This is a genomic window from Aquamicrobium sp. NLF2-7 (genome assembly GCF_022359935.1).
In the GTDB taxonomy this organism is placed as follows: domain Bacteria; phylum Pseudomonadota; class Alphaproteobacteria; order Rhizobiales; family Rhizobiaceae; genus Mesorhizobium; species Mesorhizobium lusatiense.
The window spans coordinates 288,545-308,802 of the sequence record NZ_JAKSED010000003.1 but is presented as its reverse complement, the minus strand read 5'-3'; the positions used below and the strand labels follow the sequence as shown (position 1 = coordinate 308,802).

The following is a 20,258-nucleotide window of genomic DNA, read 5'->3' as shown; positions in this document are numbered from 1 at the left end:
ATGCATCTCGTCAACCGCACCTTCGCCGAACTCAGCGTCGGCGAGACGGCAGAACTGCGCCGTCTCGTCACCCCGGACGACCTCTACGTCTTCGCCGCGGCTTCCGGCAATTACAATCCCATGCACCTGCCATCGGCCGATGTGGACGGCGATGGCCGGCCCGAAAACATCGCCCCCGGCATGTTCGTGGCCTCGCTGATCTCGGCCGTCCTCGGCACGCTGCTGCCCGGGCCGGGCACGCTCTATCTGCGGCAGGTGACCGATTTCCATGACCGCGCCCGCGCCGGCGACGAGCTTCTGTGCCGGGTGCGGATGGTGGAGAAATCCGAAGACGGCACGGTCACGCTGGATACCGAGGTGACGCGGCCCGCCGATGGCGCGCTGATCGTCTCGGGCACGGCGCGGGTGCTCGCCCCGCAAGAAAAATACGATCGCGACGACATCGAGATTCCGGGCCTGCTGGTGCAGCGCCATCGGCATTTCGAAGCGCTGGTCGAGCGGGCGAAGGCACTGGCCCCGCTGCCGGTGGCGGTCGTCTGCCCCGATGACGGCAATTCGCTGGGCGGCGCGCTGCGGGCGGCGAAGGAAGGGCTGATCGTTCCCCTGCTCGTCGGCGACGAGACGGCGATCCGCGCGGCAGGTGCCGCACTCGGTTCCGATCTTTCCGGCTTCGAGATCATCGGCATGCCCCGTGATCAGGGCGGCGATCAGGCTGCTGCCGCCGCGGCCTGCCGGCTCGTGCACGAAGGCCGCGCCGGGGCAGTGATGAAGGGCCACCTCCACACCGACGACCTGCTGAAGCCGATGCTCGACAAGGCGGGCGGGCTGCGGGTCGGGCGCCGCTTCACCCATATCTTCGTCATGGACGTGCCGGGCCGGCCGGAGCCGGTCATGGTGACGGATGCCGCGATCAACATCGCACCCGACCTCGCCACCAAGGTCGACATCACCCAGAACGCCATCGACCTCGCGCTTTCGCTGGGCATCGAGCCGCGCGTCGGCGTGCTGTCGGCGGTGGAGACGGTCAATCCCGCCATCCAGTCCTCCATCGATGCCGCGCTGCTGTCCAAGATGGCCGAGCGCGGGCAGATTTCGGGCGGGCTGGTCGACGGTCCGCTGGCCATGGACAATGCCGTCGATCTGTCGGCCGCGCGCACCAAGGGGCTGAAGGGCGGCGTCGCCGGCCATGCCAACATTCTGGTGGTGCCGGGCATCGATGCCGGCAACATGCTTGCCAAGCAACTGTCCTTCGTCAGCCATGCCGAGGGCGCGGGGCTGGTTCTGGGCGCAAGGGTTCCGGTCATCCTGAACTCACGCTCCGACAGTCCGATGTCGCGGCTGGCGTCCTGCGCGGTCGCCTCGCTGCATCACGCATTCGCAGGGGAACGCAACCGATGACGTCCGCAGACCGCAACACCGGCATTCTGGCGCTCAATGCGGGATCGTCCTCGCTTAAGGTCGCGCTGTTCCCCGCAGAGGGCGACGAGCCGCTGGTTACCGGGCAGGCCGACCGCATCGGGCCGGAAGGCACGCTGAAGCTGAAGGATGCATCGGGCGCCGAACTGACCGTGGCCGGGGGCGACCTCACCAGCCACGCGGGCGCGCTGGCGGCGATCATCGCCACCGTCAAGCAGGCCTTTCCCGGCCTGCGCATGGCCGCCGTCGGCCACCGCGTGGTGCATGGCGGGCTCGACTATGCCGAACCGGTCACGGTGACGGAGGCGGTGCTGGCGAAGCTCGCCGAACTGGAGCCCTTCGCGCCGCTTCACCAGCCCCACAACATAGCCGGCATCCGTGCGGCGATGGCGGCGTTTCCGGGCGTGCCGCAGGTCGCCTGCTTCGACACCGCCTTCCACCGCGGCCAGCCCTTCGTCAACGACACCTTCGCCATCCCGCACCGCTATTACGAGAAAGGCGTGCGCCGCTATGGCTTCCACGGGCTCAGCTACGATTACGTGACGAGCGAGCTGGAGCGCATCGCGCCGCATCTGATGGCGGGGCGCGTGGTGGTGGCGCATCTGGGCAACGGCGCTTCCATGTGCGCCATCTACAAGGGCCGCTCCGTTGCCTCTTCCATGGGCTTTTCGGCGCTGGACGGCCTGCCGATGGGCACGCGCTGCGGCCAGATCGATCCGGGCGTGCTGCTCTACATGCTCGACCGGGAACATCTCGATACGGCGCAGATCCGGCAGATCCTCTACAATGAATCGGGGCTTCTGGGCCTGTCCGGCGGGCTGTCCAACGACATGCGCACGCTGGAGGAGGCCGACAGCGCGCAGTCCCACCGGGCCATAGACTATTTCGTCTTCCGCGTGCAGCGCGAGCTTGGCGCGATGGCGGCGGTGATGGGCGGTATTGACGCGCTTGTCTTCTGCGGCGGCATAGGTGAAAACTCGCGTGTCATCCGTCGTCGCGTGTGCGAACGTCTCGGCTGGATGGGGATAGAGATCGACCACGGCCGAAACGCCGCCAACGCGACTGTTCTGTCTTCCGAGTTTTCGCGGACCACGGTGATGATCGTGACAACGCGTGAGGATCTGGTCATTGCCCGGGCAGCCCGTGCCGCCGCTGGCATCAATGAGGGGGTTGCGGCATGAAGAGCACATTGAGGGCGGAGGCTGCCGCCGCCCTGATACCCGACGGTGCGAGCCTGCTGATCGGCGGCTTCATGGGCGTCGGCACGCCGGAGCGTCTGGTCGACGCCCTCGTCGCCCGCAATGCCCGCGACCTCACCGTCATCGCCAATGACACCGCCCTGCCCGGACGCGGCATCGGCAAGCTGATCAGCGCCGGCGCGGTCAGCCGTGTGGTCGCCTCCCATATCGGGCTCAATCCCGAAACGCAGGCGAAGATGATCTCCGGCGAGATCGATTGCGAACTCGTGCCGCAGGGCACGCTGATCGAGCGCATCCGCGCGGGCGGCATGGGGCTCGGCGGCATCCTCACCCCGACCGGCCTCGGCACCGAGGTCGAGGACGGCAAGCAGACCATAGAGGTCGAAGGCAGGACCTTCCTCGTCGAAACGCCGATCAGGGCGGATTTCGCGCTGATCGGCGCCTGGCAGGCCGATTACGTGGGCAATCTGTTCTATCTGCTGACGGCGCGAAACTTCAATCCGGTGATGGCGCTGGCGGGGCGCACGGTGATTGCCGAGCCGGATTCGATCGTGCCTGTCGGCGTGATCGCGCCCGATGCGGTGCATACGCCCGGCGCGCTCGTCGATCATCTTCTGGTTCACCGCTGAGGGAGGCACTGATGGACGCCAAGGAACTGATTGCCCGGCGCGTGGCGCTGGAAATTAGGCCCGGCACGCTGGTCAATCTCGGCATCGGCCTGCCCAGCCTTGTGGCCAATTACGTGCCCGCCGATGCCGGCGTGTATTTTCAGGCGGAAAACGGCATCATCGGGCTCGGCGCCCGCCCGCCCGAAGGGATGGAACATGCCGACCTGACCGACGCCGGCGGCGGCTACGTCAGCGCCGTGCCGGGCGCGGCCACCATCGACAGCGCCATGAGCTTCGGCCTGATCCGGGGCGGCCATCTCGACGTCACGGTTCTGGGCGGCCTTCAGGTGGACGAAGCCGGCCACCTCGCCAACTGGAAGGTGCCGGGCAAGATGGTGCCGGGCATGGGCGGGGCGATGGATCTGGTGACGGGCGCTGCCCGCGTCGTCGTCGCCATGCAGCATGCGGCGAAAGGCGTCTCCAAGATCGTGCCGGAATGCACGCTGCCGCTGACATCGGCGCGCCGCGTCGACCTGGTCATCACCGAACTGGCCGTGATCGAGCCCACCGAAGACGGCCTGGTTCTGCGCGAGCATGCGCCGGGCGTATCGGTGGACGACATACGCGCGGCGACCGCCGCAACCCTGATCGTCGCCGACGATCTGGCCGAAATGCGCTTTGCCTGAGCGCTTCCATCCTGAAAGCGGAGAGATCATGAAAATAGAGAAGATCGGCGTGATCGGCGCCGGCACCATGGGCAACGGCATCGCGCAATGTTTTGCCGTGGCGGGTTTTGCGGTGGTGATGCAGGACCTGTCCGCAGCCGCGCTCGAACGCGGGCGTGCCGCCATCGAAACCAGCCTTGCCCGGCAGGTGAAGAAGGGCGCGCTGACGGAGGCGGAAGCCGCCGATGCGCTGTCGCGGATCACCACCGCGACGGAGCTCACCGCCATGGCCGACCGCGACCTCGTGGTCGAGGCGATCGTGGAGCGGCTGGAGGTCAAGACGCAGGTGCTGAAGCAGCTCGATGCGATCTGCGGTGCGCAGACCATTCTTGCTTCCAACACCTCCTCGATCTCGCTGACCCAGATCGCGGCGGCCTCGGCCCATCCGGGCCGCGTCATCGGCATGCACTTCTTCAATCCCGTCGCGATGATGCAGCTGATCGAGATCATCCGCGCGCTGCAGACCACCGACGAGGTGGCACAGGCCGTCACCGAAGTCGCCCGCGCCATCGGCAAGAGCCCGCACGCCTCCAGCGACAGCTATGGCTTCGTCGTCAACCGCCTGCTCGTCCCCTTCATCAACGAGGCGATCAACTGCGTCCATGAAGGCGTCGCCACGCCGCAGGATGTCGACGCCATGATGAAGCTCGGCGCCAATCACCCGATGGGACCGCTGGCGCTGGGCGACCTCATCGGGCTGGACGTGGTGCTGAACATCATGGAAACTCTCTGTCAGGGGTTCGACGATCCGAAATACCGGCCAAGCCCGCTGCTGAAGCAGATGGTCCACGCCGGCTGGCTGGGCCGCAAGACCGGCAAGGGGTTCTTCGACTATCCGGGCTGAAGAGGAGCGGCCGGACCATGACAAAGGGAAGCTTCCGCGCGGAAGACGGCACGCAGCTTGCCTATAGCGACGAGGGCAGCGGCCTGCCCGTGCTGTGCCTTGCCGGGCTGACGCGGGACGGGCGCGACTTCGACTATCTGGCACGCCATATCAGGGACAGCGTGCGCCTGATCCGGCTGGACAGCCGCGGGCGCGGCGCTTCCGGCCGGGCCGATCCCGAAACCTATACCGTCGCGCAGGAAGCGCAGGATGCGCTGGCGCTTCTCGATCATCTGGGCATCGTGCGGGCGGCCATCATCGGCTCGTCACGCGGCGGGCTGCTGGCCATGGTGATGGCCGCCATCGCGCCCACGCGCATAGCCGGCATCTGCTTCAACGATGTCGGGCCTGCTCTGGAAAAAGAGGGGCTGGCGCGGATCGGCACCTATCTGGGCGTGAAGCCTGCCGTTCGCACGCTGGAGGAGGTGGTCGACCGCAGCCCGGCCGCCAATCCCGGCTTCCGCAACGTTCCCGCCCTCAGATGGGAGGAAGAGACGGTCCGCCACTTCATCCAGACCGAAGACGGCCTCGACCTGCCCTACGATCCGGCCCTGCGCATCGGCTTCGACCGGGCGATGACCGGCCCGCTGGCCGATGCCTGGCCCCTGTTCGAGGGATGTGCGGGGATGTCGCTGGCACTGATCCGCGGCGCGAATTCGGACTTGCTGACGCTGGAGACCGCGCGCGAAATGCAGCGCCGCAGCCCCGGCCTGATCCGCGCCGAGGTGCCGGATCGCGGCCATATTCCATTTCTCGATGAGCCGGAAGCGCTGGAGGCCATCCACATGTGGCTGGCGAAATGCGCGGCAGCGCAGGAGAAAGACCCCGCCTGACAGGGCATCGGCAGGGTCTGGGAGCGCGCAAAGTGCAGCACAGGTATGATGCCGCTTTCCGTTCGCCACACCGGGCTGCCCCTGAAGCGTGTCGCGATCTTTCAGATGAGCTGCCTGCGCTTCAGGTCCTTGTTCTGACCGCATTCATGCGACGCCAGATGTTTCCATCCGGCTGCAAAATGCTCTATCTCTTTGTTTTAGCCGCATTTATGCGACGCCAAATGTTTCCATCTGGCTGCAAAATGCTCTAGGCAGCCGTGGCGCTTTTCGCGGTCACTTCCTCCGGCGCCGGCTCCTGCCTGCCGCTATAGGCGAAAAGCAGGTGGGCAAGCTGGTTGCCGGCCTGCTCGATACGTTCACGAACCGTCAGATCGATGACCTTGCCGTCGAGGAATTCATTGTCGCTGGCATAGACGGAGGTGGGCACCGTCAGGGCGGAGAAGAAACCGAAAAGCGGGCGCAGCTGGTGCTCCACGACAAGGCCATGCCTGTGACCGCCGCCCGTGGCCCCGACGACGACGGGCTTGTTGGCGAGCCCCTCCGGCGAAACGAAATCGAACAGGTGCTTGAACAGCCCCGCATAGGACCCCTTGTAGACCGGAGAGACGGCAATGAGGGCATCTGCACTTTCGACGGCTTCGATCACCGCCAGCGCCTCCTCCGAAAGCGCATCACGCGTGAAGGCCGCACCGAGGCCTGGGCCGGCATCGATCAGATCGTAGCTCGTGACAACGACGTCGAGCTTCTGGCTGGCAACCTGCGCCACCGCTTCACCGAGCGCCAGCGACCTTGAAGGGCGCCGGGTGCTGCCGGAGAGAACCACGATATGGGGAATTCTGTCACTCATGATGGAAACCTTCGTTCTGCGTTATTCTGCTGCGACGGCAACTTCGAGGGGGCGGGTCTGGCGGGGTTGTTCCGGAGGCTGTGCTGCGGCCGCGAAACCGTCTTCTTCGCTGACGCCCAGCCCTTCCAGCAGTTCACGCCTCAGACTGATGAAACCGGCATCCGCCCGGTTGCGGGGACGGTTCAGGCCAACATCGAAGGTTCTGGCGATCCGCCCCGCCTCCACCAGCAGGATGCGATCTGCCAGCAAAAGGGCCTCATCCACGTCATGCGTGACGAAAAGCGTCGTCAGCCGGTGCTGTTCGACCAGCGCCGCCACCTGCTGCTGCATCTTCAGGCGCGTCAGCGCATCAAGCGCGGCGAAGGGCTCGTCCAGCAGCAGCAGCTTCGGCGTTCGCACCAGAGCGCGCGCGATGGCGACACGCTGCGCCTCGCCGCCGGAAAGCGTCAGCGGCCAGGCATCGGCGCGGGCCAGCAGATTGACCTCATCCAGTGCCGCCAGGGCACGACGGCGCAGTTCCGCCCGGTTGCCGCGCAGGCCGAGCACGACATTTTCCCAGACAAGCTTCCATGGCAGCAGGCGCGGATCCTGAAACACGATCGAGCGGTTTTCCTCGATCCGGATTTCGCCCTCGGCGCCGCGATCGAGCCCGGCGATGATCTTGAGCAATGTGGATTTCCCGCAACCGCTGGCGCCCACGATGACGAGGAATTCACCTTCGCCGATCTCAAGATCGATGTCGGACAGAACCCTGCGGGTCCCGAAGGTGCGGCTGACACTTCTGAGCGCGACACCCGAAGAGGCGAGGTTTGGCATGATCAGGCTCCCTGGAACGACCGCTGCCAGCGCAGCGCCCGGGTTTCGATGAGACGAACGATGGCGTCGGCGAGAATGCCGATAAGGGCGTAGACGGCCAGCACCATCATGATGACGGAGGTCTGGGCCAGCTCGCTCGCCTTGATGATCAGCCAGCCGAGGCCCGAGGTGGCGTTGATCTGCTCGGCGATCACCAGCACCAGCCAGGCGATGCCGAGCGAATAGCGCAGGCCCACCAGCGCATTCGGCAGGGCCGCCGGCAGGATGATGTCGCGGATCAGTTCCCAGCGGTTGAGGCCATAGCTGCGGCCAAGCTCGATCAGCCGTTCCTCGACGCCGCGTATTCCCTTGAAGACGTTGAGATAGATCGGAAAGAAGGTGCCGAGCGCCACCAGCAATATGCGCGGCGTTTCCCCCAGCCCGAACCACAGGATGAACAAGGGCACCAGCCCCAGAAAGGGCAGCGTGCGTATAGCCTGAATGGTGGAATCCAGCGCATCCTCGCCAAGCCGGGACAGCCCAGCGACAAGGCCCGCCAGCAGGCCGAGCGAGCCGCCCAGCGCAAGGCCGAGAAAGGCGCGCACCAGGGAAATCCAGAGGCTGTCGAAGAGCTGCCCGTTGACGGCCAGCTTCCACAGGGCCACGAGGATATCGACCGGAGACGAGCTGAAGCGCCGGTTGATGATGCCGTAGCTGGCAAGAACCTGCCAGATCACCAGAAGAGACACCGGAACGATCAGGCGGCGCACGAAGCGCGGCACCTGCCATGTGCCGGCGGCACCTTGATCGGCGGCCGATGATGAGGTGGAAACAGTTGCGAGGGACATGCGGCTCACGTTCATTGAATGATGCCGGCAAGCCTAAGGGGGTCTGCGCCATGCCTGAAGGGCGGCTGGCCTTTCCTTTCACCGCTTTAGTAGAGTATTTTTATAGACATTAGGTTTTTTTGGAAAACCAGTGCCTCCCAAGCCCGCGCACTGCCATGGCTTAATCCGGCTCCAAATCACACGGAGCAGATTTCCATGAGACTTCCCAGGCTGCTGAGCAGCGCCACCGCCGCTGTCGTTCTTGCCCTGTCGCTTTCCCTTCCGGTGCCGGCATCCGCCGACGATGCGAAGACGCTTCGCGTCGGAACCATCAATCTTTTCGGCGTTGCATCCACCTTCGAGCAGGCGGGCCATGACAAGGCCGGCGACATAACGTTCCAGATCATTCCCTTCACGTCGGGGGTCGTGGGTCTCATTGCCGCAATCAATGCGGGCGAGATCGACGTTGCCGAAATGGGCGAGGTCGGCCCTGTGGTGGCGCAGTCGGCCGATGTCGAGGCGCAGATCATCGCGGCAACGGAACCATGGCGCATCGGAGAAGCGCTGGTTGTTGCCGGCGACTCCCCCATCCGCACGCTGGAGGATCTGAAGGGCAAGAAGATTTCCTATGCCCGCGCCACCAATGGCCAGTGGGTCGTCAACAAGGCGCTCCAGAAGGCCGGCCTCGACATCACCGATGTCGAATCCGTGTTCCTGCCCGCGGGAACCAACACGCTTTCCGTGCTTGAGGCCGGCCAGATCGATGTCGCGGTGGCGATCGATGCCACCTTGTCGGCCTATGAGGCGCAGGGCGCGCGCCGTCTCGTCAATGCCGGCGATGTCGATGTCGACAACGCCCTGTTCTTCATCGCCTCCAACAAGGCGATCACGGAGAAGAAGGACGCCATCGGCGCCTTCGTCAACCAGCTCGGCAAGCATCTGGCATGGGCCAGCGAGAACCAGGAAAAGCATGCCGGCTTCGTGGCGGAGCTGCTCGGGATCGAGCCGGAAGTCACGCTCTCCGTCGAGCGCAACCGGCCCAAGAAGCTTCAGGAGATCCGGCCGGAACTGATCCCCAGCAATCAGGCGATCGCCGATGAGCTGTTTCGCCAGAAGGTGATCGAAAAAGAGATCAGGGTCGATTCCAGCTTCAACTACGAATTCAACAAATACATCCCGTGACAGGCGCCGTCGCGGATGGGAGCCCCCGTCCGCGACCGCTGTCCCTATGGAGAATACAGATGTCCGATTCCAGTACATTTTCGCGGCGGCCTGTGCAGAGCGGCCATCCGCTGCGCTTCGGCATATGGGCCCCGTATCGCGGCCAGTGGGTTGTCGGCGAGAATGACCACCTCGTTGCCGACTTCGACTTCAATCGCGAGGTCATCCAGAGTGCGGAGCGGGTCGGCTTCGACACCGTCCTGATCGCCCAGCACACCATCAATCCGATCGATCAGGCCGAGGAAATACTCGAAGCGTGGACGGCAGCGGCGGCGGCGGCTGCCCTTACCGAGCGCATCGAGATCATCGCGGCGATCAAGCCAAGGCTCTACCATCCCGCTGTTCTCGCCAAGATGGCGCTCGGCATCGAGGACATCAGCCACGGCCGCTTTGCCATCAACTTCGTCAACGCATGGTTCAAACCCGAACTGGAACGCTCCGGCATCGGCTTTCCCGAGCATGACGAGCGCTATGCCTATGGCGGCGAATGGCTGCGCATCGTCCGGGCGCTGATCGCAGGCGAAGAGGTAACGGCCGACGGGCCCAACTTCAGGCTCGACCGCTTCCGGCTGTCGCCACGCTCGCGTTACCGCGACCGTCCCATCATCTATGCCGGCGGTGAATCCGAGCCCGGCCTGCAACTGGTCGACGAACTGGCCGATCACTGGCTGATCAACGGCCGCCCGCTGGAGGATGTGGTGCCGCTGGTCGACAACATCCTGTCGCGGCGCGCGCCCGGCCGGCCACCGCTCGGTATCGGCGTCACCGGCTTCGTTCTGGCGCGCGAGACCGATGCGGAGGCGGTGGCCGAGGTCCAGCGGCTGCTGGACATTCAGGAACCGTTCTTCGCCGCCCGGCGCGAAAAGATGAAAGGCAATATCGACGAGAAGGCCGAGGCGCTGAAGGTCGGTTTCAAATATCCCGACAAGCCGATGATCGGCGCCAATGGCGGGACGCTCCCCGGCTTCGTCGGCAGCTACGACACCGTGGCGAAGCGCCTCGCCGAATTCCACGGCATCGGCATCTCGACCTTCATGCTCTCCTTCTTCCCGCTGATCGCCGAGCAGGAACGCTTTGCCGAACACGTCATTCCAAGGGCCCGCGCGCTGGTGGCGAGCCAGGCGCTTGCCAAAGCCAGCTGAAGACCGCCAGCCCCTTTTCAGGAACAGGAGATTTCGTTGACATCCACAACAGCCGTGCGGGCCGCCGCGCCTGCCGACACATCCGTCCACATCGTCCGCTCCGATGCCGAGGCGCTGGAGATCGTAACCCGCCTTGCGGCAGAGTTCCGCAAGGGCGCGCAGGCGCGCGACCAGAACCGCATCCTGCCTGCCGACGAGATCGGGGAGCTTACCCGCAACGGCATCTTCGGGGTTGCCGTGCCGAAGGAATTCGGCGGCGCCGGGGTTTCCGCCCGCACCATCGCCGATATCTTCAGGATCCTGTCCGATGCCGATCCCAGCATCGGCCAGATCCCCCAGAACCATTTCTGCTGGCTGCCCCTGTTCTCCAACGGCACGCCGGAACAGGAAGCCTTCTTCTATGGCCGCATCCTTGCCGGCGACCGGATCGGCAATGCCCATTCGGAGGACACCCGCAAGCGGCCCGGCGATTACGAGCACCAGCTCACCCGCGTGCCCGGCGGATGGCGCATCACCGGGCGCAAATATTACTCGACCGGCGCGATATTCGCCCAGTGGATTCCCTTCATCGGTCAGGACGAGCAGAACAACCAGCTGATGTTCTTTGTCGATGCATCCAGCGACGGCGTGACCGTGGTGGACGACTGGCGCGGCATGGGCCAGCGCACCACGGCCAGCGGCACCACCATTTTCGACGACGTGTTCGTGCCCGACGCCAATGTCTTTCCCTTTGCCTCGGACAAGCCCGGCAATCGCGGGCGGATGCTGCTGGCCAGCCTCATCCATGCAGCCATCGATCAGGGCATCGCCGAAGCGACGCTGGCCGACGCCCGGCACTACATTCTCAACCACAACCGCCCGTGGATCGACAATCCGTATGACGAGCACGCGAAGGAGCCCTTCGTCATCAAGGAATTCGGCGAGCTGGCCGTCGCCATACGCACGGCCGGCCTGTCGTTGCGGCATGCGGCCGATCTGGTCGACATCGCGCATTCCACCCGCACGGAAAACGACGTGCTGGAAGCACGGCTGGCCATCGCCGATGCCCGGCTGAACTGCGGCGCCGCCGCCACGAAGGTTGCCGACGAGTTCTTCCTTTTGACCGGCGCGCGCGCAACCCTCGACAAATACGGTCTCGACCGCCACTGGCGCAACGCCCGCACCCATTCGCTGCACGACCCCTTCCGCTGGAAGCTCTACCACCTCGGAAACTATCACCTGAACGGCGTGGTGCCCGGCCCGCGCACTTACATCTGAGATCGTCACATGGCCCAACGTCATCCCGTCATCGACTTTCACACGCACTACCTGCCGCCGGGTTTCACCATCGGCGCCATCGGGCAGGGATCGCCGCAGAACCGGGCCCGCTGGGAAGCGATCGCCAGCCGTATTTCAGACCGGCAGGCATTGCTTGAAGACATTGAATCCGGGGATCTCGCCGGCCGGGTCGTCAACAGCCCGACGGCCCTTCTGGAAGGAGGAACGGCACCGCTTGCCGATGGCATTCACGAAAGGCTGAACGAGGGACTGGCCGAACTGGTCTCATCCCATCCGGGCAGGCTCTATGGTCTGGCCAGCGTCGACACCTTCGGCGGTGAAGCAGGCGCCCGCCAGCTCGAGCATGCCGTGCGCCAGCTCGGCCTGCAAGGCGTGTTCGTCGACAGCGCCAGGGGCGATCTGCTGCTCGACGCGCCACAGGTACGCCCCGTGCTGGAGGCGGCGGCAGAGCTGGGCGTTCCCGTGTTCGTCCATCCCGTCAATCCGCCCGGGCTGACGGCGCAGCTTGCCAGATATCCGCGTCTCGGCATCCTCCAGGCGCGCGGCACCATCAACGGCGCCAGCCTGATCGCCCTGATAGAAGGCGGCGTGCTGGAAGCGCTGCCGCGCCTCAATGTCGTGGTGACGGCGCTGGCGGTCGGCGGCATCCTGTTGTCCTCGACATTCGACAAGGGTGAAGAGGGACGCCCCAGGGCCCGCGAACTGCTGAAACGTCAGGTCTATGCCGAAACCATGGGGCTGGATGCGGTGCTGTTGCGCGCCCTTGCCGATACGCTGGGGCCCGACCACCTCGTTGCCGGCAGCGACTGGCCGATCGTCAGCACCGGCCCGATCGCAGGCCGCCTGTTCGCGGCGCTGGATGAAGCCGGCTTCACCGATGACGAGAGCGCAAAAATAGCCTCCCGAACCGTTCTGAAACTGCTGAAGGCGCAGGTCTGACTCCCGCCCCTCGTGCTTATCGAAGGATACAGGGAGAAGCGCGCGCGATCACATTGCCTGAAACGCGTCCTGAGAGCCCGGTCGCTCCCGGCGCCCTGAGGGCGGCCGGCATCAGAATCGGTTCAGGTTTGCAGAAGGCTTTGGCCGAAGAACAGGCTGTACATCTCGACGGAACAGTCCCGGATCCTGAGCTTCTCGGACTGGTCCGCCGCATAATGGATCTGCATGGCTGCATAGGCGCGCATGCCAAGGATCTGATAGATAAGACAGTGCAGCTGCTGATCGTCGAAGCGCCGTATCCGGTTTTCAGCCATGGCCCGCCGGAACGTGCCCAGATAGCCGTTGACGATATTGTCCATGTGCTCCCGGTGGGCTTCCGGGGCGAATATTTCCGCCTCGTAGAGAATGCGGTAGAAACCCTCGTTCTCGATCACGTAGTTGAGGAACGCCTCGAAGCGGACGATCTCACGCTGAACGCCCGGAGGGGCCGTGCGCGCTATCTGTTCGATCTTCTCGCGCATCCGCAGCCCTTCATACGGCAGAAGCGCGTTGAACAGAGCCTTCCGGTCTTCGAAATAATTGTAGAAAGTGCCATGGGCGACACCGGCCAGATCGGCGATCTTGGCCACTGAAGCATCCGAATATCCCTCAGCTGCAACGACCGCGCAGCCGGCATTGAGCAGACTGTCCAGCGTCGCGCGGGCCTTTTCTTCCCGGCTCATGCGCCGACGGGGTGCTCTGCGGATACCGGCTGAAGGACTTTCGACAGACACTCTAGTCCATCCTCTCTGGTGACGCCTGCAAACGGGCGGCGTCGATGTCACGAAGCGTGCGCTTGAGTACCTTCCCTGAAGGGTTGCGCGGCAGGCTTTCTACAACAACCATATCCTTCGGACATTTGAAACCTGCCAGTCTTGCGCGGCAATGGTCCAGAAGTTCCTGATAGGTCATCGTCTGGCCGTCCGCAAGCACGATAGCTGCGATCGCCACCTCCCCCCAGCGCGGATGCGGGCGGGCATAAACGGCCACTTCCCGCACGGCAGGATGATCGTAGATCACGCGCTCCACCTCTGAAGAGGCTATGTTCTCGCCGCCGGAAATGATCATGTCCTTCTGGCGGTCGGTGATGAACAGGAACCCGTCTTCATCGAGATAACCTGCATCTCCGGACCGCAAAAATCCATCGGGAAAGAAAGCTTCCGCCGTTTTCTGCGGATCACGCCAGTATTCCCGCATGACCTTGGGGCCACGCATGCAGATCTCGCCGACCTCGCCTGCGGCAAGGCGCTGGCCGCTGTCATCGCGTATCTCGATTTCGACAAAGCGCAGGGGCCGCCCCACGGAACCGATCTTGTCGAATTCGCGCCCCTCTTCCATCAGCGTGTCGCCCGAAACGGTTTCCGTCATGCCATATGCATCGACATAGCGCGCATTCGCAAAGCGGTCGAAAAAGGCGCGGATACGCGTTTCCGGGGTCCGCTCGCCACCGGCTATGCACCAGCGCAGCGAGGAGACGTCCGGCAATCCTTGCGCCGGAAGGTTGAGGATTTCATTGGCCATGACCGGAGCAAGCCATATCCCGTCTGTCTTCTCGCGTTCGATCGTTTCGAGCACGGCGCGCGGCTCGTAGTCGCGCAACAGCACCAGCGCGCCGCCGGCCAGATGCACGCCGAGACCAGGCAGGTCACAGGCGCCGACGTGATAGAGAGGGCCGACGACCAGAAGCCGGGTGTTTTCGTTCAGACCCAGCGAAAGGGCGTGATCGAAGCACTTCCAGTAAAAATTGTCATAGCTGTGCACCACGCCCTTGGGCCGGGACGTGGTTCCGGATGTGTACATCAGGCGAAAGATATCGTCGCCGCCGCGCGGCACGGCCGCTGCCTGCCGCCGCCCGCCGGATGCATCGAGAAGCGTCGCCCCGATGTCCATCTGGCCATCCGTGCCGAGCAGAACAGTCGGCAGGCCGGCGCCGGCCGCCTGCGCCTCGAACACATCGTCGGCGACGATCATGACGGCTCCGGCGTGGCCCGTGATATACGCCACTTCCTCGCCTGACAGGCGGAAGTTCAGCGGCAGGATCACCGCGCCCAGATGGCTGACCGCATAGATCAGCTCGATGAAAGCGGGACTGTTCTTCATCATCAGGGCGACGATGCTGCCTTCCCCTATGCCGCGCGCTGAAAGCGCGGCGGCAAGGTGATGCACGCGCATTTCGAGCGTGCGCCAATCGAGGCGCAGGTCTGCGTAGATCAGCGCCTCACCGGCTGGCTTGCGGCCTGCATTGACCGCCAGATATCGGGACAGATTGAACATCGGCTCTCCTCCCCGGTCTCAGTAGGATCTTGGCAGACCGAGATTCACCGTCGAGATGTAATTGAGGATCATTTCTTCAGAAACCGGGGCAAAGCGGAAAAGGCGGGCATCGCGCCACAATCTTTCGGCATGGAACTCCCTGGAATAACCCATGCCGCCCATCACCTGCATCGACTGCTCCGCCGCCGCGGAAGCTGCCTGCGACGCAATCAGCTTTGCTGCATTGCTTTCCGATCCGAAGGGCAGGTTGCGGTCGAAATTCGAGGCCGCCTTGAGGTTGAGCAGGCGCGCTGCCTCCAGTTCCGCCCATTGCTGCGCCAGAGGGAACTGCAGCCCCTGATAGCTGCCGATCGGCCGTCCGTTGAAGACCTTGCGCTCCCGCGCGTAGTCCACCGCCAGCCTGAGCGCCAGCGCACCGGCGCCGACCAGACCGGCAGTCGTGACGATCCGCTCGCAATTGAGGATGTCGAGCAATTCCGGCCAGCCGCCATCCACCGTGCCGATAACCTCGTCATCAGATGCGAACGCGCGATCGAGATAGACGACCGAGGACGGCAGGGTGTTGGTGCCCAGCTTGTCGATCTCGGTATGGCTGACCCCTTCGCGATCCGTGTCGATCATGAACAGGCTGATGCCGTGGGTTTTCTTCACACCATCCTGAAGCGGCGTGGTGCGCGCGACCACCAGCATCTTCTTCGAGGCCGCGACCCCGGTGATCCAGATCTTCTGGCCCGAGATCGACCAGCCGCCATCGACCCGTGTCGCCTGGGTTTTCATGCCGAGAGAGTTTGTGCCGGCATCCGGTTCCGTCAGCGCCATGCTGAACGTCATGCTGCCGTTGCAAAGGCCGGGCAGCAGCTCGCGCTTCATGGTGTCGCTTCCGTAGAGAGCCAGAGCGACACCGCCGAAGACCGGATTCAGCATGAACATCTGGGACAGCGTGGAGCCCGCCCCGCCCTTGCAGAGCTCTTCGATGCACAGCGCCAGGTCGATCAGCCCCAGACCAAGGCCGCCATGAACCTCGGGCACCATCATGCCCGCGATCCCCGCATCGCAGATCGCCTGCCACACCTCATGCGGATATTCCTTGGCTCCGTCCTTCTGCCGCCAGTATTCGAGACCGAACCGCTCGCCGATCTGGCGCGCGGTTTCCATCATCATCTTCTGTTCTTCGGTAATGTCGAAGTTCATCTGCTAATCCTCAGTATCAGTGGACGGCCGGGAGGGTGCGCGCAGCAGCGCCAGCGGTGCTTCGAGCAGGCTGGAAAGAGTGGCGATGAACCGCGCAGCCTCCGCGCCGTCGATCAGGCGGTGATCGGCGGCAAGGGTGAGGATGATCTCCTGCACGGCTTCCGGCCGCCCTTCGGCGTCAGGACGGAAAAGGGTCTGCTCGGCGCCAACGCCGAGGATCATGGCCTGCGGCGGGCTGATGATCGGAGTGAGTGAATCCGCTCCGAACATCCCGACATTGGAAATCGAAATGGCTCCTCCCGAGACATCCTGCGTGGTGAGCGACCCCGCCCGGGCGCGAGCAAACAGGCCGGCGCAGTGGTCGGCCAGTTCATCGAGCGGCAGCTGGTCGGCGCGATCGGCAACAGGAATGCGCAGGCCATGCGGCGTTTCGGTCACGATGCCGACACCGATGCTGCCCAGCTCCAGAATGCCGTCCGGCAACCATACGCGGTTGAGGTGTGGATGCGCGGCCAGCGCCAGGCCGGTTGCCTTGACCAGCAGATGGGTGACCGAAAGCCGTGCGTGTCCGGAAGCGGCTGCGTTGAGATCGGCGCGCAGGCGGCTGAGCGCGCGTATGTCGACCCGACGGGTCACGTAGAAATGGGGAATGTCACGCTTGGCCGCCTGCACGCGCCGGGCCGTCGCCGCGCGAACCGCATCCGGCTGGACCAGCCCGCTGGCGGGAAGCACCGGCATCGTGCCTGTGCCTGTCCCTGTGCCTTTGGCAGCCGCGACATCGGCCGCCTTGATCCTGCCGTTCGGACCTGATCCCGTCACGCCTGAAAGATCCACTCCGTCCTGACGCGCGATCCGGCGTGCCAGAGGGGTTGCCACGACGCGCAGCACATCCTCCTTCATCACCCGCCCGCCGCGGCCCGTTCCCGTCACGCTTTCGCGATCGAGGCCGTGCTCGGCCATGAGCTTGCGGGCTGAAGGGGCATCGGCACCGGCCGGAACCGAAGGGGCCGGCGAAACACCGGTTGCCCCGCCGCCCCCCGAAAGACGCGCGATCGGCTGGCCGACGGGCACCACGGAGCCTTCGGCAAACAGGATCTCCTCCAGAACGCCGTCAGCGGAAGCCGGCACCTCGTTGGTGACCTTTTCCGTCTCGACCTCGAACAGCAGTTCGCCGGCCTTCACCGCCTCGCCCACCTTGCGATGCCATACCGTGATCAGGCCTTCGGTCATCGTCAGCCCGAACTTGGGCATCACGATCTCGGACATCTCATTCTCCCCGGAAATCGGCCTGACGCTTCTCGATGAAAGCAGCGCAGCCCTCATGCGCGTCGTGGCTGTCGAGAACGAGCCCGATCACAGCCTGCTCATGGCGCAACGCAGCCGAAAGCGGCATATCGGCGCCGTCGATCAGCGTCCGCTTCAGAAGCTTCAGGATCAGCGGAGATTTCGCCGCCAGCTTCGCCGCCATGGCGCGCGCTTCCTCCATCAGGCGCTCGTGAGGCACGACGCGGTTGGCGAGGCCGATCCGCACGGCCTCATCCGGCGCAATCATCTCGCCGAGATACATGATCTCGCGCGCACGGCAGGAGGGAACCTGCCGAAGGATGCGCTGGGTGCCCCCGGCGCCGGGAAAAAGCCCCAGATTGATCTCGGGCAGACCGAGCCTGGCCTTGTCCGACAGGAGCCTGAGGTCGAATGTCAGAAGCAGTTCCGTGCCACCCCCCAGCGCAAAACCGTTGATCGCGCCGATGGTAGGCTTGTCCAGCATCTCGATGCGGCGCAGCGTGCGGTGGATCGTTTCGGCGAATTCATTGTAATGCGCCAGAGCATCCCGCGAACCGAGATCGGCGATATCGCCGCCGGCCACGAAGGCGCGGCCCTCGCCTGTAAAGATCACGGCGCGAATGGCCTTGTCGCTCTCGATCCGGTCGAGAATGCCGTCGAGTTCAGCCAGAACGCCCATGTCCAGAGCGTTCAGTTTCTCGGGACGATCGAAGGTCACGATCGCCACCGCGTCCTCGATTTCCAGACGCACGCAGGCGGTTTTCTGTTCGGTGCTCATGAAATGCTCCCTCAGGCCATCAGGCGACGCAACGCCGCCATAATCTTGGTTTCGTTCACCCGCCATTCGCCCTCCAGCGCCGGGCTGAACGGCACCGGCGAGAAGGGCGCCGCGACCCGCAGGATCGGCGCATCCAGCTCATCGAAACCGATGTCGGCCATGCGCGCTGCGATTTCGGCGCCAACGCCGAAGGCTTCGACAGCCTCGTGGGCGATGAGCAGACGGTGCGTCCGGCAAAGGCTTGCCAGCACCGCCGCCTCGTCCCACGGCTGGATCGATCGCAGGTCGATCACTTCGACCGAGATGCCTTCCGCCTGCGCGATTTCGGCAGCCTTCAGTGCCGTCCACAGCGTCGCGCCATAGGTGACCAGCGTCACGTCCGTCCCCTCGCGGCGCACCAGCGCCTCACCGATACGGGCTGGCGCCGGCGCATCCGGCAGCTCTCCCTTGAGTGCGTAGAGCGCCTTGTTTTCCACGATGATCACCGGATCGGGATCATCGATGGCGGCGCGCAGAAGACTGTAGGCGTCTTCCACGGTCGCCGGCACCACGACCTTCAGGCCGGGGATATGCGCAAACCAGGCTTCGAGGCATTGCGAATGCTGTGGCCCTGCGGAGAGCCCGCCGCCATGAGGCGTCCGCAACACCATGGGCACCGAGCCCTGCCCGCCAAACATGTAACGGGCCTTGGCCGCCTGATTGACCAGCATGTCCATGGACAGCGTGACAAAGTCCATGAACATGATTTCGGCGATGGGGCGCATGCCTGAAAGGGCGGCCCCCACCGCCATGCCCGCAATCGCGGCTTCAGCAATGGGCGCATCATAGACGCGCTGCGGCCCGAACTCTTCCAGCAACCCGCGCGTGGCCTTGAACGAACCGCCCGCGGCGGCGACGTCCTCCCCGATCAGGATGACGGAAGCGTCGGCGGCCATCGCATCCTGCATGGCGCGGGTGACGGCCCGGACATAGCGGCTTTCAGCCATGACGGAGACCCCCTTCGGTATAGACATCGGCAAGCAGGGTGGCGGCATCAGGCAACGGCGCTGCCAGCGCCGCCTCAAGCGCTGCCGCATTGGCGGCTTTCACTTCGGCGTCGGTGGTTTCTGTCCAGCCGTCCTCCACGCCGGCTTCGGCGAGGCGGCGGCGGCCGATGGCGACAGGATCGCGGGCCGACATTTCGTCTGCCTCGCCCTCCGGGCGATAGTCCTGCCTGTCGCCCTCATAATGACCGCGAACCCGGGTGGTGTGGCATTCCAGAATGTGGGGAATACACTCCACCCGCATACGCCCGATCGCATCGCGCGCCACATCATGCATGGCCAGCATGTCGTTGCCATCCGCTTCGGCATAGGCGATGCCAAAGGCCGCCGCCAGATCCTTCAGCTTCACCGCAAGCTGCTTTTCCGTCGGGCTGAATTCGGACCAGCCATTGTTCTCGCAGCAGAACAGAACCGGCAGCGACCAGAGGCTGGCGATGTTCAGGCATTCGTGCACCAGCCCCTCGGCCAGCGCGCCATCGCCGAAATAGACGACCGCGATTTCGCCTTTTCCGCGCCCTTTCAGGGCCAGCGCGGATCCGGTCGTGATCGGCAATCCGGCGGCCACGATGCCGTTGGCGCCGAGCATGCCCAGCCGCAGGTCGGCGACATGCATCGACCCGCCCCTGCCACCGCAGATGCCCGTGGCGCGGCCGAGGATTTCCGCGAAGAAGCCGGTCAGGTCCACGCCCTTGGCAAGCGTGTGCCCATGGCCACGGTGATTGGAGGAAACCGTGTCGCCGGGTGTCAGGAATTCCGAGATCGCGGAAGCGACCGCCTCCTGTCCGATGGACAGGTGCAGGAACCCCGGAACCTTGCCGTCGACGAACAGCTGCTGAAGCGTCTTTTCCGCCTCGCGAATGATCATGGCGCGGCGATAGATGCTCTTCAGCGCCTCCGCCGGGTTGTTGGGGGCGGTCTTGCGACTCATGGCACGGC

At 64.7% G+C, this 20,258-nt stretch carries 20 protein-coding genes; 10 read left to right on the top strand and 10 right to left on the bottom strand.

Features of this window, described 5'->3' with window-relative positions; genetic code table 11:
- The 6 genes from MIC97_RS19925 to MIC97_RS19900 are packed head-to-tail and all read left to right on the top strand — an operon-like array spanning position 1 to position 5,664.
- Complete coding sequence (locus tag MIC97_RS19925; RefSeq protein ID WP_239801721.1) at positions 1–1,398, top strand: bifunctional enoyl-CoA hydratase/phosphate acetyltransferase; 1,398 nt, start codon at positions 1–3, stop codon at positions 1,396–1,398.
- A complete protein-coding gene (locus MIC97_RS19920; RefSeq protein WP_239801720.1) occupies positions 1,395–2,597 on the top strand; it encodes an acetate/propionate family kinase in 1,203 nt (400 codons plus the stop codon). The genes MIC97_RS19925 and MIC97_RS19920 overlap by 4 nt, the downstream gene beginning before the upstream one ends.
- Positions 2,594–3,244, top strand: coding sequence for a 3-oxoacid CoA-transferase subunit A (locus MIC97_RS19915; protein ID WP_183832049.1), 651 nt, complete (start codon positions 2,594–2,596; stop codon positions 3,242–3,244). The genes MIC97_RS19920 and MIC97_RS19915 overlap by 4 nt, the downstream gene beginning before the upstream one ends.
- Positions 3,245–3,255: 11 nt before the next feature.
- The gene (locus MIC97_RS19910) at positions 3,256–3,909 is read left to right on the top strand and encodes a 3-oxoacid CoA-transferase subunit B (RefSeq protein ID WP_239801719.1); all 654 of its coding nucleotides are present in this window, start codon (positions 3,256–3,258) and stop codon (positions 3,907–3,909) included.
- A gap of 28 nt (positions 3,910–3,937) precedes the next feature.
- Positions 3,938–4,792 (top strand): 3-hydroxybutyryl-CoA dehydrogenase, encoded by an 855-nt coding sequence (locus MIC97_RS19905; RefSeq protein ID WP_239801718.1) that lies wholly within the window; start codon positions 3,938–3,940, stop codon positions 4,790–4,792.
- 17 nt (positions 4,793–4,809) lie between these two features.
- Complete coding sequence (locus tag MIC97_RS19900) at positions 4,810–5,664, top strand: alpha/beta hydrolase (RefSeq protein WP_239801717.1); 855 nt, start codon at positions 4,810–4,812, stop codon at positions 5,662–5,664.
- 247 nt (positions 5,665–5,911) lie between these two features.
- On the opposite strand, the gene msuE is transcribed toward MIC97_RS19900, so the two are convergent.
- Genes msuE through MIC97_RS19885 form a run of 3 tightly spaced genes read right to left on the bottom strand, consistent with a single transcriptional unit; the run spans position 5,912 to position 8,154 of the window.
- Positions 5,912–6,511 carry an FMN reductase gene (gene msuE / locus MIC97_RS19895; protein ID WP_239801716.1) on the bottom strand — a complete coding sequence of 200 codons (600 nt, stop codon included), beginning with the start codon at positions 6,509–6,511 and terminating at the stop codon, positions 5,912–5,914.
- A 21-nt stretch (positions 6,512–6,532) separates the two neighbouring features.
- The gene (locus MIC97_RS19890; protein WP_239801715.1) at positions 6,533–7,327 is read right to left on the bottom strand and encodes an ABC transporter ATP-binding protein; all 795 of its coding nucleotides are present in this window, start codon (positions 7,325–7,327) and stop codon (positions 6,533–6,535) included.
- Between the two features lie 2 nt (positions 7,328–7,329).
- Positions 7,330–8,154, bottom strand: coding sequence for an ABC transporter permease (locus MIC97_RS19885; RefSeq protein WP_239801714.1), 825 nt, complete (start codon positions 8,152–8,154; stop codon positions 7,330–7,332).
- Positions 8,155–8,349: 195 nt separating this feature from the next.
- On the opposite strand from MIC97_RS19885, the gene MIC97_RS19880 reads away from it, so the two are divergent.
- From MIC97_RS19880 to MIC97_RS19865, 4 genes are read left to right on the top strand one after another with little or no spacing between them, the layout of a single operon-like run.
- Positions 8,350–9,315, top strand: coding sequence for an ABC transporter substrate-binding protein (locus tag MIC97_RS19880; protein ID WP_239801713.1), 966 nt, complete (start codon positions 8,350–8,352; stop codon positions 9,313–9,315).
- 59 nt (positions 9,316–9,374) lie between these two features.
- Positions 9,375–10,496 carry an LLM class flavin-dependent oxidoreductase gene (locus MIC97_RS19875; protein ID WP_239801712.1) on the top strand — a complete coding sequence of 374 codons (1,122 nt, stop codon included), beginning with the start codon at positions 9,375–9,377 and terminating at the stop codon, positions 10,494–10,496.
- A gap of 36 nt (positions 10,497–10,532) precedes the next feature.
- Complete coding sequence (locus tag MIC97_RS19870) at positions 10,533–11,753, top strand: SfnB family sulfur acquisition oxidoreductase (RefSeq protein WP_239801711.1); 1,221 nt, start codon at positions 10,533–10,535, stop codon at positions 11,751–11,753.
- A gap of 9 nt (positions 11,754–11,762) precedes the next feature.
- Complete coding sequence (locus MIC97_RS19865) at positions 11,763–12,713, top strand: amidohydrolase family protein (protein WP_239801710.1); 951 nt, start codon at positions 11,763–11,765, stop codon at positions 12,711–12,713.
- A 122-nt stretch (positions 12,714–12,835) separates the two neighbouring features.
- Here the strand turns inward: MIC97_RS19865 and MIC97_RS19860 are convergent, their stop codons facing one another.
- The 7 genes from MIC97_RS19860 to MIC97_RS19830 are packed head-to-tail and all read right to left on the bottom strand — an operon-like array spanning position 12,836 to position 20,250.
- Positions 12,836–13,435, bottom strand: coding sequence for a TetR/AcrR family transcriptional regulator (locus MIC97_RS19860; RefSeq protein ID WP_239801709.1), 600 nt, complete (start codon positions 13,433–13,435; stop codon positions 12,836–12,838).
- A 52-nt stretch (positions 13,436–13,487) separates the two neighbouring features.
- Positions 13,488–15,026, bottom strand: a complete 1,539-nt coding sequence (locus MIC97_RS19855; protein WP_239801708.1) for an AMP-binding protein — start codon at positions 15,024–15,026, stop codon at positions 13,488–13,490.
- 18 nt (positions 15,027–15,044) lie between these two features.
- On the bottom strand, positions 15,045–16,217 hold the full coding sequence (locus tag MIC97_RS19850; protein WP_239801707.1) for an acyl-CoA dehydrogenase family protein: 1,173 nt from the start codon (positions 16,215–16,217) through the stop codon (positions 15,045–15,047).
- 3 nt (positions 16,218–16,220) lie between these two features.
- A complete protein-coding gene (locus MIC97_RS19845; protein ID WP_239801706.1) occupies positions 16,221–17,483 on the bottom strand; it encodes a dihydrolipoamide acetyltransferase family protein in 1,263 nt (420 codons plus the stop codon).
- A gap of 1 nt (position 17,484) precedes the next feature.
- Entirely contained in the window at positions 17,485–18,279 is a 795-nt protein-coding gene (locus MIC97_RS19840) for an enoyl-CoA hydratase-related protein (RefSeq protein WP_239801705.1), read from the bottom strand.
- An 11-nt stretch (positions 18,280–18,290) separates the two neighbouring features.
- Positions 18,291–19,265, bottom strand: a complete 975-nt coding sequence (locus tag MIC97_RS19835) for an alpha-ketoacid dehydrogenase subunit beta (protein WP_239801704.1) — start codon at positions 19,263–19,265, stop codon at positions 18,291–18,293.
- Positions 19,258–20,250 carry a thiamine pyrophosphate-dependent dehydrogenase E1 component subunit alpha gene (locus MIC97_RS19830; protein ID WP_239801703.1) on the bottom strand — a complete coding sequence of 331 codons (993 nt, stop codon included), beginning with the start codon at positions 20,248–20,250 and terminating at the stop codon, positions 19,258–19,260. Before MIC97_RS19830 ends, MIC97_RS19835 begins: the two co-directional genes overlap by 8 nt.
- Between the last annotated feature and the right edge of the window lie 8 nt (positions 20,251–20,258).

Excerpts from the sequence above, each read along its gene's own strand:
- MIC97_RS19880 (WP_239801713.1), top strand. The coding sequence starts at position 8,350 with ATGAGACTTCCCAGGCTGCTGAGCAGCGCCACCGCCGCTGTCGTTCTT.
- MIC97_RS19850 (WP_239801707.1), bottom strand. The coding sequence starts at position 16,217 with ATGAACTTCGACATTACCGAAGAACAGAAGATGATGATGGAAACCGCG.
- MIC97_RS19920 (WP_239801720.1), top strand. The coding sequence starts at position 1,395 with ATGACGTCCGCAGACCGCAACACCGGCATTCTGGCGCTCAATGCGGGA.
- MIC97_RS19835 (WP_239801704.1), bottom strand. The coding sequence starts at position 19,265 with ATGGCTGAAAGCCGCTATGTCCGGGCCGTCACCCGCGCCATGCAGGAT.
- MIC97_RS19840 (WP_239801705.1), bottom strand. The coding sequence starts at position 18,279 with ATGAGCACCGAACAGAAAACCGCCTGCGTGCGTCTGGAAATCGAGGAC.
- MIC97_RS19900 (WP_239801717.1), top strand. The coding sequence starts at position 4,810 with ATGACAAAGGGAAGCTTCCGCGCGGAAGACGGCACGCAGCTTGCCTAT.
- MIC97_RS19875 (WP_239801712.1), top strand. The coding sequence starts at position 9,375 with ATGTCCGATTCCAGTACATTTTCGCGGCGGCCTGTGCAGAGCGGCCAT.
- MIC97_RS19910 (WP_239801719.1), top strand. The coding sequence starts at position 3,256 with ATGGACGCCAAGGAACTGATTGCCCGGCGCGTGGCGCTGGAAATTAGG.
- MIC97_RS19860 (WP_239801709.1), bottom strand. The coding sequence starts at position 13,435 with ATGAGCCGGGAAGAAAAGGCCCGCGCGACGCTGGACAGTCTGCTCAAT.
- MIC97_RS19865 (WP_239801710.1), top strand. The coding sequence starts at position 11,763 with ATGGCCCAACGTCATCCCGTCATCGACTTTCACACGCACTACCTGCCG.
- msuE (WP_239801716.1), bottom strand. The coding sequence starts at position 6,511 with ATGAGTGACAGAATTCCCCATATCGTGGTTCTCTCCGGCAGCACCCGG.
- MIC97_RS19915 (WP_183832049.1), top strand. The coding sequence starts at position 2,594 with ATGAAGAGCACATTGAGGGCGGAGGCTGCCGCCGCCCTGATACCCGAC.
- MIC97_RS19830 (WP_239801703.1), bottom strand. The coding sequence starts at position 20,250 with ATGAGTCGCAAGACCGCCCCCAACAACCCGGCGGAGGCGCTGAAGAGC.
- MIC97_RS19885 (WP_239801714.1), bottom strand. The coding sequence starts at position 8,154 with ATGTCCCTCGCAACTGTTTCCACCTCATCATCGGCCGCCGATCAAGGT.
- MIC97_RS19855 (WP_239801708.1), bottom strand. The coding sequence starts at position 15,026 with ATGTTCAATCTGTCCCGATATCTGGCGGTCAATGCAGGCCGCAAGCCA.
- MIC97_RS19890 (WP_239801715.1), bottom strand. The coding sequence starts at position 7,327 with ATGCCAAACCTCGCCTCTTCGGGTGTCGCGCTCAGAAGTGTCAGCCGC.
- MIC97_RS19905 (WP_239801718.1), top strand. The coding sequence starts at position 3,938 with ATGAAAATAGAGAAGATCGGCGTGATCGGCGCCGGCACCATGGGCAAC.
- MIC97_RS19925 (WP_239801721.1), top strand. The coding sequence starts at position 1 with ATGCATCTCGTCAACCGCACCTTCGCCGAACTCAGCGTCGGCGAGACG.
- MIC97_RS19845 (WP_239801706.1), bottom strand. The coding sequence starts at position 17,483 with ATGTCCGAGATCGTGATGCCCAAGTTCGGGCTGACGATGACCGAAGGC.